This window comes from Bradyrhizobium liaoningense (assembly GCF_018130955.1).
In the GTDB taxonomy this organism is placed as follows: domain Bacteria; phylum Pseudomonadota; class Alphaproteobacteria; order Rhizobiales; family Xanthobacteraceae; genus Bradyrhizobium; species Bradyrhizobium liaoningense_C.
In genome coordinates this window covers 34,257-48,719 of the sequence record NZ_JAFCJM010000050.1, presented here as the reverse complement: position 1 = coordinate 48,719, position 14,463 = coordinate 34,257, and the positions used below count along the sequence as shown (strand labels likewise).

The window sequence follows — 14,463 nt, the reverse complement described above, 5'->3', positions numbered from 1 at the left end:
ACCCGGGAGTCGTCTTCAGAATCCGTCTTGCCTTACAATGCAATAGCTAGCGAAAACCCATATGCGATTCCCCTGCCGCTTGCGGGGAGAGGTCGCGCCGAAGGCGCGGGTGAGGGGGACTCACCGCGAGTCGAACTATCACCGTCCTCGCAGAGACTCCCCCTCATCCCGACCTTCTCCCCGCAAGCGGGGAGAAGGGGAAGAGGTCAAGCCGCCGCCTTCCGCCGCGCGAGTTCGTGCTTGTACAGCTCGAACTCCTCGGCAATCGCCTTTGCGACCGACGGCCGCGCCTTCAGCCGCTCATAGTACGCCTTCACGTTCGGCCATTTGGCGAGGTCGATCGGCGGCGTCGCCATGGTCCAGTTGATGACCGTGACGAGATAGGCGTCGGCCACCGTGAAGTGGTCGAGCAGGAATTCGCGGCCTTTCAGGTAATTGTCGAGATAGTCGAGCCGCGACAGGTTCTTCTCCAGCGCGTAGGCCTTGGTTTCCTGCGGCGCCTTGCGGTCGAGCACGGGGACGAACAATCCCTTGTGCAGCTCGGTGCCGATGAAGCAGAGCCATTGGTGCAGGCGCGTGCGGTCGATGCCGGCCGAGGTGCCGAGACCGGATTGCGGAAAGCTATCAGCGACGTATTGCAGGATCGCGGCATTCTCCGTCAGCACCACGCCCTCGTCGGTGCGCAGCGTCGGGACCAGGCCGATCGGGTTGACGGCGCGGAAGTCGGAGCCGTCCTTCAGCACGGTCTTGCTCGGGGAATCGACCTCGAGATAGTTCGCATCCGCGCCCGCTTCGTAGAGCGCAACGCGGGTCGCCATCGAACAGGCGAGGGGCGAGAAGTAAAGATCCACTTGGGGCCTCCTTGGGCATTTCCTTGAGGGGAAGTGTCGTTCAACCTGGCCAAGTTGATTTTTGTACTGTCTTGCATAATATGGGGCCGGTCAAGGAATATTTTGCGAAATGGTACAAAAAAGCAAAGGTCCGCCAATCACCGACCCGGCCCCGCCAAAACGCCGTGGCCGGCCGCGCGCCTATGAGCCGGATGTTGCGCTCGGCAAGGCGCTCGACTTGTTCCGCACCCAGGGCTTTGCCGCGACGTCGCTGGACGATCTCTCCGAGGCGACCGGCATGAACCGGCCGAGCCTCTATGGCGCCTTCGGCGACAAGCGCGAGATCTACATCAAGAGCTACCAGCGCTACCGCGACGAGGCGCGCGCTTCGATGGGTGACATCTTTCGCCAGGAGCTGCCGCTGCGGCAGCGGCTTGAGCGCATCTTTGCCTCGGCGCTGAACATCTATCTCTCCGGCGAGACGGGGCCGCGCGGCTGCTTCACCGTGGTGACGGCGGCCTCCGAAGCCGTCGGCGATCCCGACATCCGCGCCATGGTGCTGGACGGCCTTTCCGAACTCGACAAGGCGTTTGCCCTCTGCTTCCGCCGCGCCAAGGAGAAGGGCGAGTTGCCCGAGAGCGCCGATCCTGCCGTGCTGGCGCAGCTCGCGTCAGCGACCGTGCACAGTATCGCGATACGATCGCGCGCCCGCGTGCCGCGCAAGGAGCTCGAGGCAATCGTGAACGGCGCGATTGATGTGATGATTGGGGCAGGCGCCAAAGCTTAGTCTGTCCTGGCGGGCAAGCGCAGTCACAATTTCCGCTGTCGGCCTTCGCCGGGACGACAGTGAGAGTGTCGTGCGCCTACGCCGCGCGGACGTTGGCGAGGAAACGATCCACCTCATCGCGCAGCCGCTGCGATTGCCTGCTGAGCTCGACGGCCGAGCCGAGCACTTCCTCCGCCGCCGCGCCCGTGGCCACGATGCCCTCGCTGACGCCGGCGATGTTTTGCGAGACCTCGCCGGTGCGGGCGGCGGCCTGCTGCACGTTCTGGGCAATCTCCTGCGTGGCCGTGCCCTGCTGGCCGACGGCGGCGGCGATCGCGGCGGAAATCTCGTCCACTTGCTGGATCGTCGTGCAGATCGACTGGATGCCCTCGACGGTACCGGTCGTTTCGCCCTGGACGGCTGTCACCTGCGCGCCGATCTCCTCGGTCGCCTTGGCGGTCTGCGTGGCGAGCGCCTTGACCTCGGAGGCGACGACGGCAAAGCCGCGGCCGGCTTCGCCGGCGCGCGCCGCCTCGATCGTCGCGTTCAGCGCGAGCAGATTGGTCTGGCTGGCGATGCCGTTGATGAAGGAGACGACGTCGCTGATCTTCTGCGCCGCGTCGGCAAGGCTCTGCACGCGCGCGTTGGACTGTCGTCCGTCGTTCGCGGCGCGGCCGACCACCTCCGTGGCATGCGCCAGGCGCCGGCTGATCTCGGTCATGGACGACGACAGCTCTTCCGCCGCGGTCGCCACCGTCTGGACATTCTCGGAGGCGAGCGCGGATGCGGACGACACCGCGCGGGTCTGCCGGTTGGATTGCTCGACGATATCTGACATCGATCGCGCGGTCTGCTCCATCTCGACCGCGGCCGCGGATACCGAGTTGACGACGTCGCGGATGCTGGACTCGAAATTGTCGGCGAGCGCGGCAAGGGCCCGACGCTTCTCCGCCTCCGACTGCGCCTTGGCGTCGGCCTGCTCGGCCTGAAGGCGATTGACGCTGATCGCGTTGTCGCGGAACACGGCGACCGCCTTGACCATCTCCCCCACTTCGTCCTTGGAGCTGCCGACGGGCATGGTCACGTCGAGCCTGCCGTCGGCGAGCTCGCGCATCACCGAAGTGATGGAGATGATCGGACGGGAGATGCTGCGGGCGATGAAATAGCCGACGATCGCGGCTAGCACGAGCCCGAGTCCGGCAATGCCGATCGCGAGCCACCGCGCGCGGTCGACGGAGGCCTCGTAGTCGGCATTGTCCATCACCAGCTCGACCGCGCCGAGCGGTTTTCCGGAAAAGTCCTTGATCGGCCCGAGCAGCGCCGCCACGGGCGTGCCGTCGAGCTTGTCCTGCCGCACCGTGAAGCTGCCGGTGGACGCGCGGCCGTAGTCGGCCGCATCGAAGAAGCTGCGGCCCTTCAACGTGCCGCCGAACAGCTTGAAGGCGGTGCCGTCGGAGAGATGGAAGGCGACGTCGACATGGCGATTGAGCTTGAAGTCGTCGAGGAAGGGCTGGCCGAAGGTCAGGCCGAATTCCACGGTGCCGAGATGCTTGCCGGCCTGGGCGATCGGTACCACGCCGCGAATGCCGAGCCCGGCCACGCCGCCCTCCAGGCCGACGACGACCTTGCGCTGCTCGTTGGCGAGGACGACGGTCTTGCGAAAGCCGGAGAGATCGTCGCCGAACTTGGCCGGTTGATGGACGCGCAGATAGGACGTCGCAGGCGGGACATGGAACTGGAACTGATCGACGCCATAGTCCGACTTGATGGCGGCGAACACCGGCCCGAACAGCCGCACCAGCGCCTCGCGATCCTGTTTGGCCATCGCCTCCTGCGTGGCGGGCATGGCGGCCACGACGGCGCTCATCGCGGCCGCGCGGTGGGATTCCTCTGAAATGCGAGACTGGAGCGCATCGTAGTGGCTGCGCAGCTCGCGCTGGTCGGCGCGGTCGATGATGCCGGAAATGATCCACATCGCCCCGAGCACGGCGAACAGGGCCGTGGCCGCCGCCGTGACCGCCAGGGCGACGGTGATGCGCATTCTGAGGCCGAGCGTTGCCCGCATGTCTGTCTCGTTCTGATCGGTTTGGTTGAGAACGATTATCAACTTCTCGCTAAGAGACAGTGAACAGGGGGCGTCCGAATGGGGCCGGGCCAATCTGGCATTCGCGAGAGCGGGTGCGTATAATTCGCATGCACTCGAAGGGTCCACGGATGACGTTCAGCTTCGCACGCTGGTTTGCTCTCGGATTGATGTTGCCGGCGCTCTGCCTGGGCGGGCGGACGGCCCATGCGCAGACAGCGCCGGTACCTTATCTGAGCTCGAGCGGGCTGATGGGGTGGGGTGACAGTCAGCCCTTCGATGCCAGCGATCCGCAGGCCGGGCTTCCGAAGGGCTGGTTCATGTCCAGCTCTCGTGGCAGTGCGGCGTGGAGCATGAACGGCTTCGATCAGGCCCGGGCATTCGGTAATTTCGGTACGCTGTCGTCCGAAGGCGTCAAGTTCGGCTACAATTTTGCCAATTCACCGGTCACGCTCTACACCGGCTTCGATACATTGAAATACAATTATGGCCCCGCTGGCCCGCCGTTGACGCCATTCGACTCCACCTCATCGACGCTACCGGGCGGCTATCGCGCCAGCGCGGGGATCGAGTTCCGTCCAACGTCGAATCTCAGCCTGTCGTTCGGCGCGAGCTTCACCCAGCAGCAATCGCCCGGACTGGTCGACAGCGACATCCATTCGACGTTACCGCCGGGCGCCTCGCCGCTGGCATTTGGCGCCCGCCGCTAACTCATCAGTCGTCCCGGATCTACGCGCGCTTGTCCGGAACGACAGTGGGCCTAATACCCCCGCGCGCGATCCACCACATTTTCGAGCGACCCGCCAGCCTCGAAGCGCGCGATCTGAGCGGCGACGTATTTCGATATCTCATCCGCATCTGTGTCCGCCGCATTGTGCGGCGTCAGCACCACCTTGGGGTGGCTCCAGAACCGGCTGTCCGCCGGCAGAGGCTCCTGCACGAAGACGTCGAGCGAGGCAGCGCCCAGCGTGCCGTCGTCGAGGCAGGCGAGGATATCGGCCTCGTTCTGCAGGCCGCCGCGGCCGGCATTGATCAGCACGGGCGCGCCGAGCGGACCCTTGCGGTTGAGTTTTGTGAAGACGTCGCGGTTGAGGATGCCGCGGGTCTCCGGCGTCAGCGGCAACAAGCAGACCAGGATGTCGCTTTGGCCGAGGAACGCATCGAGCCCGGCGTCACCGTGAAAACATTCGACGGCCTCGATCATGCGCGCGCTGCGACTCCAGCCCACGACGCGGAAGCCGAGCCGTTTCAGCACGCCCGCGGCGTCGATGCCGAGCGTGCCGAGGCCCATGATCCCGACCGTGACCGCGCTCGCCGGCCATTGATATGTCGGCTCCCAGATCTTCTCGCGCTGGGATTGCCGCAAGTAAAGCTCCTGCCGATGATGCATCAGCACGTGCAGCACGACATATTCGGTCATCCGCCCCGTCAGGTCGGGCACGGCGACGCGGACCAGCGGTACGGCCGGCAGCGTGCGATCGGCCATTAGCGCATCGACGCCGGCGCCGAGATTGAAGATCGCGCGCAGGTTCGGGAAGGCCGCCAGCGTGCCCGGAACCGGCTTCCACACCGCAGCATAGTGGACGCTTGCCGGATCGAGGCCGGCATTGGGCAGCAGCGTCACGAGGCGGTCGCCGCAGACTGCGTCGAACCGCGCTTTCCAGCGCTCGGGCGACCAGTTCTGCGCGTTGCTGTTGATCAGGAGGGCCAGCGCGCCTTTCGTCATTCCTTGTATCCCACTCTTCCGCAGCTCGTTGTCAGGGCGTCTCATTGACACGACTGGCGGGATATTTCCCGCAAAAAATTTCCGCAGCAATGTCGGGGCAGGGCATAGTGGGTCGTCTTCATGATGAGAACAGGATTTGTTGGCCATGCTCTATGCCATCCTTTGCTATCACGACGAGGATTTTGTCGGTTCCTGGAGCAAGGAACAGGACGAAGCCGTGATGAAGAAGCTCGCCGTGGTGCAGGACAAGCTCACCAGCCAGGGCCGACTCGGTCCCGTTGCGCGGCTGCTGCCGACCACGGCGGCAGCCACCTTGCGCAAGGAGGATCCGCCGCTGGTGATCGACGGTCCCTATGCGGAGACCAAGGAGCAACTGCTCGGCTTCTACATCGTGGACTGCAAGAATCTCGACGACGCCCTCGACGTCGCGCGCGAGCTCGGCTCGGCCAATCCCGGCGGTGCCTATGAGGTGCGCCCGGTCGGCGTGTTCAGGCCCGGAGGGAATCTGACGTGAGTGAGACCGACGCCGCCTGGATCGAGACCGCGCTCACCTCCGCGCGTCCCCAGGCGGTCGGCGCGCTCTTGCGCTATTTCCGCGATCTCGACACCGCGGAAGAAGCGTTCCAGAACGCGTCCTTGCGCGCGCTGAAAACCTGGCCGCAGAACGGGCCGCCGCGCGATCCCGCGGCCTGGCTGATCATGGTCGGCCGCAACGTCGCGATCGACGAGGTACGCCGCAGCCGCAAGCAGCAGCCGCTGCCCGAGGACGACCAGGCGATCTCCGACCTCGACGATGCCGAAGGCGCGCTCGCCGAGCGGCTCGACGGCTCGCACTACCGCGACGACATTTTGCGGCTGATGTTCATCTGCTGCCATCCGGAATTGCCGGCGACGCAGCAGATCGCGCTGGCGTTGCGCATCGTCTCGGGCCTCACGGTGAAGCAGATCGCGCGCGCCTTCCTGGTCTCGGAAGCGGCGATGGAGCAGCGCATCACGCGCGCGAAGGCGCGCATTGCGGACGCCGACGTGCCGTTCGAGGCGCCGGGCGCGATCGAGCGGTCCGAGCGGCTCGCCGGCGTCGCTGCGATGATCTACCTGATCTTCAACGAGGGTTATTCGGCGAGCGGCGACACCGCCGCGATCCGCAAGCCCCTGTGCGAGGAGGCGATCCGGTTGGCGCGGCTGCTCTTGCGGCTGTTCCAGAGCGAGCCGGAGATCATGGGCCTGACGGCGCTGCTGCTGTTGCAGCATGCGCGCAGCGAGGCGCGCTTTGCACCCGATGGATCGCTGATCCTGCTCGAAGACCAGGACCGCTCGCGCTGGAGCCGCAACATGATCGCCGAGGGGCTCGCGCTGATCGACAAGGCGATGCGCCACCGCCGCACCGGGCCCTACCAGATCCAGGCCGCGATCGCCGCCCTTCACGCGCGCGCGGCGACGCCGGAGGAAACCGACTGGGCGCAGATCGACCTGCTCTATGGCGCGCTAGAGTTGGCGCAGCCCTCGCCGGTGGTGACGCTCAATCGCGCAGTCGCGGCCTCGAAGGTACGCGGACCCGAGGCGGCGCTCGCGATGATCGAGCCGCTGGCGCCAAAGCTCGCCAACTACTTTCATTTCTACGGCGTTCGCGGCGCGTTCCTGATGCAGCTCGGCCGCAACGACGAAGCCCGGGTCGCCTTCGACCGCGCCATCGCGCTCGCCAACACCTCGGCCGAAGCGGCGCACATCCGCATGCACATCGACCGGCTGATCAGGGACAGCCAGCCCAAGGAAAAGGGCAAGGGCGAAAACAAGGGCAACAAGGGCGCCAAGGCGAGGTGACCGACGTCATTCCGGGGCGATGCGTAGCATCGAACTATGGTGCGCAATTGCGCACCTGAGAATCTCGAGATTCCGGGTTCGATGCTTCGCATCGCCCCGGAATGATTCCAGAAAAAAATTGTTCGCCTATGTCGATTCCGCACACCCTTCTTCGTCCTTAGGCCAGTTCCAAGGAGCCCATCATGTTGAAAGCCATCACCATCATTGCCATCGTGCTCGCGGTCGGCATCGTCGTCGTCCTCGCGCTCGCCGCGACCAAGCCCGATAGTTTTCGCGTCGAACGCTCGCTCGCCGTCAAGGCGCCCGCGGATGTGATCTATCCCATGATCGCCAATTTCCACTTCTGGACCGGCTGGTCGCCTTATGAGGGGCGCGATCCCGCCATGAAGCGCAGCTTTGGCGGCGCCGAGCAGGGCAAGGGCGCGACCTATGCCTGGGACGGGAACAACAATGTCGGCGCCGGCCGCATGGAGATCCTCGAGGCGAGCACACCGTCAAAGATCCGCATCAAGCTCGATTTCGAGCGGCCGTTCGAGGGTCACAACACCGCCGAGTTCACAATGGTGCCGCAGGGCGATGCAACACTGGTCACGTGGGCGATGTACGGTCCGGCCCCGTTCATGTCCAAGCTGATGCAGGTGTTCATGAACTTCGACAACATGATCGGCAAGGATTTCGAGGCCGGCCTCGTCAGCCTGAAAAAGCTCACCGAGAAGTAGCCGCGTCACGTCAAGGAGAGAAACATGCTCAATCCCTATGTGTTCTATCAGGACAAGTGTGAAGCAGCCTTCACCTATTATGCCCGCGTTCTCGGCGGCAAGATCGACCGGATGCTGCGCTCGTCGGAAGCGCCGCCGGACATGCCGGCAGCACCGGGCCGCGAGAACACGATCATGCATGCGCGGATGTCGTTTCCCGACGGCAGCGTCCTGATGGCCTCCGACGCGCCGCCCGAGCACGTTGAGAAGGTGCAGGGCTTTTCGATCTCGCTGACCATCACCGATCCTGCAGAAGCCGCGCGCAAGTTCAACGCGCTCGCCGACGGCGGCACCGTCACCATGCCCTTCAGCAAGACCTTCTGGGCCAAGGGCTTTGGCATGTGCGTCGATCAGTTCGGCATCCCCTGGATGGTGAACTGCCCGGCCGAAGGGATGTGAGAGTCTTACCTCCCCCCCAGGGGAGGGTAAGCAAGGGCGGTCTCACCTGCACCGCGGATACATCGCCGCGAGGTCCCGTCCTTTCAACAGCAGCAGCCGCGACGTCAAACCGCCGTGGCGGCTGATCCAGTCGCGCACCGGGCCGGGATAGGCGGCAAGCACGGCTTCGGACGCCTCCGGCTCGGCGTAGAAGCGGCCGCGCCGGTCGACCGAGCGCGCGGCGTGGAAGCCGAGCACCGCGCGCTTGGTGACGCAGATGCGCTCACCCGGCACGATGCTCAGGACCAGCGTGCAGGCGGAGAAGCAGGGCCCGTCGATCACCACCCGCTCGCCGGTCTCGCGCACCTTGTCGAACAGTTCGAGGAACGGCCGGACCTGGCCGCCCGGGCTTTGGATGATGCGGATTTCGGCATGGGCCGGGATGGACGCAAGCAGCGCGGCGACGAAGATTCCGGCTTTGACGGCGCGTTGCATGGTCCACTCCACACGTTCGATTTCCTAGGGTGGGCAAACCGAAGCGTGCCCACCGTTGGCGCCGCGAATCTCCGAGAGATGGTGGGCACGGCGCTTTGCGCCTTTGCCCACCCTACGAAACTCAGGCGCCTATCCGTTCCGGCGCTGCCCGCGCAGCGTGGGCAGACCGATGCCCGCCGCATCGAAGCCGCCATCGACGGCCAAAATTTGTCCGGTGATGTAGCTCGCGCGTTCCGAGCAGAAGAAAAGGATCGCTTCGGCGAGTTCCTCTTCCAGCCCGTAGCGGTTGAGCGGGATGGCGTCATGATAGTCGGCGCGGATTTCCGGCGTATGCACCTGCTTGGCCATCGCGGTATCGACCGGGCCCGGCGCGACCGCATTGACGCGGATGTTGAGCGCGGCGAGCTCGACCGCGAGCTGCTTTGTCAGGTGCGCGAGCCCCGCCTTGCTGGTGCCGTAGGCGGAGCGCAGCGTGGAGGCGCGCACCGCCGAGATCGAGGTGATGTTGACGATCGCGCCGCCGCCATGCTCGCGCATCAGGGGCACGGCCGCCTTGGTGCAGAGGAAGGGGCCGGTGAGATTGACCTCGAGCACGCGGCAGAAGTCCGCATCCGACGTCTCCATCAGCGGGGCGAACACCGCGATGCCTGCATTGTTCACCAGCGCGTCGAGCCGGCCGAAGCGCTGCTCGATCTGTTTTATCGCGGCCGCCACGGCAACCGCGTCCGAGACGTCGCAGGTCAGCGCCAGCGTCTCACCCGGCCGCGCGATCTCGGCTGTTGCGCGGCCGAGCAATTCGCCCTCGATGTCGAGCAGCGCCACGCACCAGCCCTCGGCCAGGAACTTTTTGGCGGTCGCAAGCCCGATGCCGCGTGCGGCTCCGGTGACGAGGGCGACTTTTTGCTGGGCTGACGGCATTTGCTATTCTGTCCTTGTATCCGCGCGGCCGCGAGGCGCGGCTCTCAGCGCGTTTTACTTCGCTTTTGTTCCGTCAAGAAAGGTTTTCCTCATGCCGCCCATCGATCCCGGCGCGGTCGCAATTGAAGAGTGGCGGCCGGGCGTCAAGACCCGCATGGTGACGTCGGCGCGCAATGGCGCGGCCGCGCTCTGCATCTTCGAGCAGTGGGTCGCCCCCGGTGCCGGTGCGCCGACCCACAGCCATCCGGTCGAGGAGGTGCTGACCGTGCGCGAGGGCACGGCACAGATATGGCTCGACGCGCAGCACATGACGGTGACGGCGGGCCAATCGCTGATCGTGCCCGCGCATCGCAAGCACGGCTTCCGCAATGTGGGGGCGGGTACGCTTTACGTCCACGCCGTGCTGGCTTCGCCGATCTTCGAGGCGACGCCCGACGGCGCGGCCGCGCCGACGCGGCGGTGGGAGGCCTGAACGGCACGCGCCGGCGCGCCAATTATGTCGTCCGGGATTGTCGGAGTGGCCGGGGCCCTTTCGTCTTCCAGCGGACACGTCGCGTTCCGTTGCCGGGACCAGGAACAAGACCAAGAGGACCAGGAGTTTCCATGTCGCTCACACTGCATTTCCATCCGTTGTCGTCCTTCTGCTGGAAGGCCCTGATCGGGCTCTACGAGAATGACGTCGCGTTCACGCCGAACCTGGTCAATCTCGGCGATCCCGCCGAACGCGCGGCGTTTCTCAAGCTGTGGCCGATCGGCAAGTTTCCGGTGCTGGTCGATGCTGCGCGCGGCGAGACGATGCCGGAATCCAGCATCATCATCGAATATATCGACCGCCATTATCCCGGCCGTACGCACCTCATCCCTGAAAATCCCGACATTGCTTTGCAGGCGCGGCTCTCCGACCGCTTGTTCGATCTCTATGTCCATCTCCCGATGCAGGAAATCGTCGGCGACCGTTTGCGCCCGCAGCACAGCAAGGACCCGTTCGGGGTCGCGGCGGCGCGGGCGCGGATCCGCTCGTCCTACGCGATGATCGAGCAGCAGATGGCGCGCGGGCCCTACGCCGTGGGCGAGGTTTTCACGCTCGCCGATTGCGCGGCATTCCCCGCGCTGTTCTATGCCGACAGGGTCGAGCCGTTCGGCTCCGAACACCGCAATATCGCGGCCTATGTCGAGCGGCTGAAGGCACGTTCCTCGATCGCGCGCGTTCTCAGGGAGGCCGAACCCTATTTCGACATGTTCCCGAAGGAGGCGTGACGCATGCCGGCCAGCAGGGTTGGTTTCCGGCCTCTACCTCGCAAATAATTTTCACCGGCGTGTCGGGAGCGCATCGGCTGGTTCGTCTTATGGATGAGCGCCGGTGATCTCGGCCTGAAAAACAAGAGCAAACGGAGCACGACAATGCGTTTCATGGTGATCGTAAAAGCGAACCAGGATACCGAAGCCGGCAAGATGCCGACGACGGACATGCTGGCCGCGATGGGCAAGTTCAACGAGGAGATGGCCAAGGCCGGTGTGATCGAGGCCGGGGAGGGACTGCATCCGACGGTGAAGGGTGCACGGGTCAAATATGCGAGCGGCGCGGCCGGCGTCATGCGCGGCCCGTTCAACCTGACGTCCGACCTCATTTCCGGCTTCTGGCTGATCAAGACCGCCTCGCTCGACGAGGCAATTTCCTGGATGAAGCGCGCCCCGTTCGCGCCGGGCTCCGAGGTCGAGATCCGCCAGGTGTTTTCGGCCGAGGATTTTGGCGAGGCCTTGACGCCCGAGCTGCTCGAGCAGGACGCGCGTACCCGCGCCCACGCGGCGAAGAAGTGACGGTGTAGCCGTCATTCCGGGGCGCGCGAAGCGCGAGCCCGGAATCCATCAGGCCGCTGAGACCGCTGATCAATGGATTCCGGGTCTGCGCCTTACGGCGCATCCCGGAATGACAAAGCAACGAGGACACCCATGCGCTTCATGATGCTGATGATCCCCCTCGGCTACGAGACCGCGCCGTCGGACGTGCAGCTCGATCCCGAGCGCGTCGCCGCGATGATGCGCTACAATGAGGAGCTCAAGGACGCCGGCGTGCTGATCACGCTGGACGGGTTGCATCCGCCGTCGATGGGCGCGCGCGTCTCTTTTGCGACTGGCGAACCGCTCGTCACCGACGGTCCGTTTGCCGAGGCCAAGGAAGTGCTCGGCGGCTACTGGATGATCGAGGTCGCCTCGCGTGCCGAGGCGATTGCCTGGGCCAAGAAGTGTCCGGCCTCGGCCAATGAAGTGATCGAGATCCGCCAGGTGCAGGAGATGACCGATTTTTCGCCGGAGGTGCAGCAGGCCGCCGCCGGCTTCGATGATCTGAAGAAGTAGGACGGCCGCGAATGAATTCGCGGCTGTCGTCAATCGATCAACAAGGAGAGAACCGATGAGCACCGACACCTATCTCGCCGTTTTCCTCGGCAGCAAGAACAGCCCGAAATGGGCCGCCTGGAATGCGATGTCCGACGCCGAGCGCAAGGCGAAAGAGCTGGAGGGCATGGCGGCCTGGAAGGGCTGGGTCGAGAAGCACCAAAGCGCGATCCAGGCGATGGGCGGCCCGCTTGGCAAGACCAAGAAGGTCGACGGGAAGGGCGTCGTCGACATCGCCAATGAGATGGGCGCATTCACTGTCGTTCGCGCCGCCTCTCATGAAGCCGCGGCCAAGATGTTCGAGAACCACCCGCACTTCGCGATCTTCCCCGGCGAGCGCGTCGAGATCATGCCGGTTCTGCCGATCCCCGGCGGCTAGTCTCTCACCTCCCCGTCATTCCGGGGCGCGCGGAGCGCGAGCCCGGAATCCATCGGGCCGCCGAGACGCTGGATGAATGGATTCGGGGCCTGCGCTTGCGGCGCATCCCGGAATGACACGGTCTTTCGTCCAGCTCTCCGCTAGTGACCTTCGCGTCCGGCTCATGTAAAAGCCTTTCACATGAGCTGGCGCAAGGAGCAACGCCGCGCCGAGCGCGGCTATCATCACGGCAACCTGAAGGAAGCGCTGTTGCAGGCGGCGCTTGGGCTGATCGCCGAGAAGGGCGCGGCCGGCTTCACCTTTGCCGATGCCGCCCGCATGGCCGGCGTCAGCCCGGCAGCGCCGTACCGGCATTTTCGCGACCGCGACGAGCTCTTGTCCTCGATCGCCCAGCGCGGTTTTGAGCAGTTCGAGCAGCGGCTGACCGCGGCCTGGGACGACGGCCGCCCCGATACCGTCACGGCGTTCGAGCGTGTCGGCAAGGCCTATCTCGCCTTTGCCCGCGAGGAGCCGGCATTCTATTCGGCAATGTTCGAATCCGGCCTTCCGGCCGACGCCAATCCCGCTTTGCTCGCTGCCAGCGAGCGCGCTTTCAGCATTATTCGCGCCGCCGCCGAACGGCTCGCAGCACTGGCGCCGCCCGGTATGCCGCGTCCGCCGGCGATGATGATGGCGCTGCACATCTGGTCGATGGCGCACGGCGTGGCCTCGCTGTTCTCCCGCGGCGATGCGGCGCGGCGCAAGTTGCCGATGACGCCGGACGAACTGCTCGAAGCCGAAGTGCTGATCTACCTGCGCGGCCTCGGCTTCCCGACCGACCGCCGGCCGCCGCCCAAAGGCGCCGAGCCGCCACCGGTCCCACCGGAGGCCTCCTCCGGTTCTTCCGTCCCGCCCGGCGGCACTCCCGGTGGTCCTTGGGGCAAGCCGAAATAAAATTGCGCAAATAATTTACCGGACCTGTCGGGCGGCTGGCTTGACAAAAACAAGAGATGGGCTAGCTATGTAAATGTTATTTACATTCACAACGGCTGAGATGCCGTGATGGAGACGGAAATGGCCTACACCGCAGATGTCAATCGATGGCGCGGCCCTTCGGACGAAACCTATCATCGCCCCCACATGCTCGACACGCCCTGGCATCCCGGCTGGATCGCCGTGACGGTGCTCGGCTTCATCATCTGGTGGCCGATCGGACTTGCCCTTCTCTTTTTCACACTCGGGAGCAGAAGAATGTCGTGCTGGAGTCACCGTGACAGCGATCGCTGGCAGAACAAGATGGAGCGGATGCAGTACAAGATGGACCGCATGCGCGACCGCATGGAGCGCCGCGGTTTTGGCTTTGGCTTTGGCCCGCCGACCTCCGGCAACCGCGCCTTCGACGAATACCGCACCGAGACGCTGCAGCGCCTCGAGGAAGAGCAGCGCGAGTTCAAGGAATTCTTGACCCGGCTCCGCCACGCCAAGGACAAGGAAGAGTTCGACCAGTTCATGGCGCAGCACAAGCAGCGCCCGACCCCGCCGAACGACCAGCCGCAGCAAGGCTGAGCCGAACCCTCAAAGCCTTCAGGCGCAATGCCCCCAAAGTCCTGATGGCCCCGAGCCGCCCGTCTGCGAGATCCGCAGGCGGGCGGTTTGGTTTTGGAAGGGCAGAACCTGAACGCCGCTTCCCGACACCAAGCTTCGTGCGCGCTGCTCTGACGCCGCGTCGCGCAATCGTGAACGAAGCCCATGATGGACGCCTGGACCCGATTCCTGCTCGGCGCGACCTTTGTTGCGGTGGTCGGCTATGTCGGCCTCGTCTATGGCGGCTGTGCGCTCGATCCGGACTGCCATTTTCGCAGCTGCGGCGGGGGACGGTCGTTGTGTGGCGTTGTCACAGAGCCGGCCCGGCCTCGCTAACTCGCCAGAACCCGAA

The 14,463-nt window shown here is 65.1% G+C and carries 19 protein-coding genes; 14 read left to right on the top strand and 5 right to left on the bottom strand.

From position 1 onward, the window contains the following. Positions 1-206: 206 nt before the first annotated feature. The gene (locus JQ632_RS29640) at positions 207-851 is read right to left on the bottom strand and encodes a glutathione binding-like protein (protein WP_212406181.1); all 645 of its coding nucleotides are present in this window, start codon (positions 849-851) and stop codon (positions 207-209) included. A gap of 109 nt (positions 852-960) precedes the next feature. Here JQ632_RS29640 and JQ632_RS29635 point away from each other — a divergent pair, with 109 nt between their 5' ends. Next, complete coding sequence (locus tag JQ632_RS29635; RefSeq protein WP_212406180.1) at positions 961-1,617, top strand: TetR/AcrR family transcriptional regulator; 657 nt, start codon at positions 961-963, stop codon at positions 1,615-1,617. A gap of 76 nt (positions 1,618-1,693) precedes the next feature. Here the strand turns inward: JQ632_RS29635 and JQ632_RS29630 are convergent, their stop codons facing one another. After that, positions 1,694-3,661, bottom strand: coding sequence for a methyl-accepting chemotaxis protein (locus JQ632_RS29630; RefSeq protein WP_212406179.1), 1,968 nt, complete (start codon positions 3,659-3,661; stop codon positions 1,694-1,696). 149 nt (positions 3,662-3,810) lie between these two features. Here JQ632_RS29630 and JQ632_RS29625 point away from each other — a divergent pair, with 149 nt between their 5' ends. Further along, complete coding sequence (locus JQ632_RS29625) at positions 3,811-4,389, top strand: hypothetical protein (protein ID WP_249152621.1); 579 nt, start codon at positions 3,811-3,813, stop codon at positions 4,387-4,389. Between the two features lie 50 nt (positions 4,390-4,439). On the opposite strand, the gene JQ632_RS29620 is transcribed toward JQ632_RS29625, so the two are convergent. Then, positions 4,440-5,405 (bottom strand): glyoxylate/hydroxypyruvate reductase A, encoded by a 966-nt coding sequence (locus tag JQ632_RS29620; RefSeq protein WP_212406178.1) that lies wholly within the window; start codon positions 5,403-5,405, stop codon positions 4,440-4,442. 145 nt (positions 5,406-5,550) lie between these two features. Between JQ632_RS29620 and JQ632_RS29615 the strand changes: the two genes are divergently transcribed. The 4 genes from JQ632_RS29615 (at position 5,551) to JQ632_RS29600 (ending at position 8,383) form a co-directional block, all read left to right on the top strand. Further along, complete coding sequence (locus JQ632_RS29615; RefSeq protein ID WP_212406177.1) at positions 5,551-5,919, top strand: YciI family protein; 369 nt, start codon at positions 5,551-5,553, stop codon at positions 5,917-5,919. After that, complete coding sequence (locus tag JQ632_RS29610; RefSeq protein WP_212406176.1) at positions 5,916-7,226, top strand: RNA polymerase sigma factor; 1,311 nt, start codon at positions 5,916-5,918, stop codon at positions 7,224-7,226. The genes JQ632_RS29615 and JQ632_RS29610 overlap by 4 nt, the downstream gene beginning before the upstream one ends. Before the next feature lie 182 nt (positions 7,227-7,408). Beyond that, entirely contained in the window at positions 7,409-7,945 is a 537-nt protein-coding gene (locus JQ632_RS29605) for an SRPBCC family protein (protein ID WP_212406175.1), read from the top strand. A gap of 24 nt (positions 7,946-7,969) precedes the next feature. Next, positions 7,970-8,383: a VOC family protein gene (locus JQ632_RS29600; protein ID WP_212406174.1), complete on the top strand. Its 414-nt coding sequence runs from the start codon at positions 7,970-7,972 to the stop codon at positions 8,381-8,383. Positions 8,384-8,425: 42 nt separating this feature from the next. Here the strand turns inward: JQ632_RS29600 and JQ632_RS29595 are convergent, their stop codons facing one another. Continuing rightward, a complete protein-coding gene (locus JQ632_RS29595) occupies positions 8,426-8,857 on the bottom strand; it encodes a hypothetical protein (protein ID WP_212406173.1) in 432 nt (143 codons plus the stop codon). A 129-nt stretch (positions 8,858-8,986) separates the two neighbouring features. After that, on the bottom strand, positions 8,987-9,775 hold the full coding sequence (locus JQ632_RS29590) for an SDR family NAD(P)-dependent oxidoreductase (protein WP_212406172.1): 789 nt from the start codon (positions 9,773-9,775) through the stop codon (positions 8,987-8,989). A gap of 91 nt (positions 9,776-9,866) precedes the next feature. On the opposite strand from JQ632_RS29590, the gene JQ632_RS29585 reads away from it, so the two are divergent. From JQ632_RS29585 to JQ632_RS29550, 8 genes are all read left to right on the top strand, one after another. After that, complete coding sequence (locus JQ632_RS29585; RefSeq protein ID WP_249152620.1) at positions 9,867-10,247, top strand: cupin domain-containing protein; 381 nt, start codon at positions 9,867-9,869, stop codon at positions 10,245-10,247. A gap of 131 nt (positions 10,248-10,378) precedes the next feature. Continuing rightward, a complete protein-coding gene (locus tag JQ632_RS29580; RefSeq protein ID WP_212406171.1) occupies positions 10,379-11,032 on the top strand; it encodes a glutathione S-transferase family protein in 654 nt (217 codons plus the stop codon). A gap of 144 nt (positions 11,033-11,176) precedes the next feature. Further along, on the top strand, positions 11,177-11,593 hold the full coding sequence (locus JQ632_RS29575; protein ID WP_212406170.1) for a YciI family protein: 417 nt from the start codon (positions 11,177-11,179) through the stop codon (positions 11,591-11,593). A gap of 132 nt (positions 11,594-11,725) precedes the next feature. Then, positions 11,726-12,130, top strand: coding sequence for a YciI family protein (locus tag JQ632_RS29570; protein ID WP_212406169.1), 405 nt, complete (start codon positions 11,726-11,728; stop codon positions 12,128-12,130). 55 nt (positions 12,131-12,185) lie between these two features. Then, on the top strand, positions 12,186-12,548 hold the full coding sequence (locus tag JQ632_RS29565) for a hypothetical protein (protein ID WP_212406168.1): 363 nt from the start codon (positions 12,186-12,188) through the stop codon (positions 12,546-12,548). Between the two features lie 180 nt (positions 12,549-12,728). Further along, a complete protein-coding gene (locus JQ632_RS29560) occupies positions 12,729-13,481 on the top strand; it encodes a TetR/AcrR family transcriptional regulator (protein ID WP_212406167.1) in 753 nt (250 codons plus the stop codon). 120 nt (positions 13,482-13,601) lie between these two features. Further along, the gene (locus tag JQ632_RS29555; protein ID WP_212406166.1) at positions 13,602-14,093 is read left to right on the top strand and encodes a DUF2852 domain-containing protein; all 492 of its coding nucleotides are present in this window, start codon (positions 13,602-13,604) and stop codon (positions 14,091-14,093) included. Between the two features lie 183 nt (positions 14,094-14,276). Beyond that, entirely contained in the window at positions 14,277-14,447 is a 171-nt protein-coding gene (locus JQ632_RS29550; RefSeq protein WP_212406187.1) for a hypothetical protein, read from the top strand. The last annotated feature ends 16 nt before the right edge of the window (positions 14,448-14,463 follow it).

What these genes read in the sequence shown, in the direction of transcription:
- JQ632_RS29635 (WP_212406180.1), top strand. Translation starts at nt 961, where the DNA reads ATGGTACAAAAAAGCAAAGGTCCGCCAATCACCGACCCGGCCCCGCCA.
- JQ632_RS29630 (WP_212406179.1), bottom strand. Translation starts at nt 3,661, where the DNA reads ATGCGGGCAACGCTCGGCCTCAGAATGCGCATCACCGTCGCCCTGGCG.
- JQ632_RS29625 (WP_249152621.1), top strand. Translation starts at nt 3,811, where the DNA reads ATGACGTTCAGCTTCGCACGCTGGTTTGCTCTCGGATTGATGTTGCCG.
- JQ632_RS29620 (WP_212406178.1), bottom strand. Translation starts at nt 5,405, where the DNA reads ATGACGAAAGGCGCGCTGGCCCTCCTGATCAACAGCAACGCGCAGAAC.
- JQ632_RS29615 (WP_212406177.1), top strand. Translation starts at nt 5,551, where the DNA reads ATGCTCTATGCCATCCTTTGCTATCACGACGAGGATTTTGTCGGTTCC.
- JQ632_RS29605 (WP_212406175.1), top strand. Translation starts at nt 7,409, where the DNA reads ATGTTGAAAGCCATCACCATCATTGCCATCGTGCTCGCGGTCGGCATC.
- JQ632_RS29600 (WP_212406174.1), top strand. Translation starts at nt 7,970, where the DNA reads ATGCTCAATCCCTATGTGTTCTATCAGGACAAGTGTGAAGCAGCCTTC.
- JQ632_RS29595 (WP_212406173.1), bottom strand. Translation starts at nt 8,857, where the DNA reads ATGCAACGCGCCGTCAAAGCCGGAATCTTCGTCGCCGCGCTGCTTGCG.
- JQ632_RS29590 (WP_212406172.1), bottom strand. Translation starts at nt 9,775, where the DNA reads ATGCCGTCAGCCCAGCAAAAAGTCGCCCTCGTCACCGGAGCCGCACGC.
- JQ632_RS29585 (WP_249152620.1), top strand. Translation starts at nt 9,867, where the DNA reads ATGCCGCCCATCGATCCCGGCGCGGTCGCAATTGAAGAGTGGCGGCCG.
- JQ632_RS29580 (WP_212406171.1), top strand. Translation starts at nt 10,379, where the DNA reads ATGTCGCTCACACTGCATTTCCATCCGTTGTCGTCCTTCTGCTGGAAG.
- JQ632_RS29575 (WP_212406170.1), top strand. Translation starts at nt 11,177, where the DNA reads ATGCGTTTCATGGTGATCGTAAAAGCGAACCAGGATACCGAAGCCGGC.
- JQ632_RS29570 (WP_212406169.1), top strand. Translation starts at nt 11,726, where the DNA reads ATGCGCTTCATGATGCTGATGATCCCCCTCGGCTACGAGACCGCGCCG.
- JQ632_RS29565 (WP_212406168.1), top strand. Translation starts at nt 12,186, where the DNA reads ATGAGCACCGACACCTATCTCGCCGTTTTCCTCGGCAGCAAGAACAGC.
- JQ632_RS29560 (WP_212406167.1), top strand. Translation starts at nt 12,729, where the DNA reads ATGAGCTGGCGCAAGGAGCAACGCCGCGCCGAGCGCGGCTATCATCAC.
- JQ632_RS29555 (WP_212406166.1), top strand. Translation starts at nt 13,602, where the DNA reads ATGGCCTACACCGCAGATGTCAATCGATGGCGCGGCCCTTCGGACGAA.
- JQ632_RS29550 (WP_212406187.1), top strand. Translation starts at nt 14,277, where the DNA reads ATGATGGACGCCTGGACCCGATTCCTGCTCGGCGCGACCTTTGTTGCG.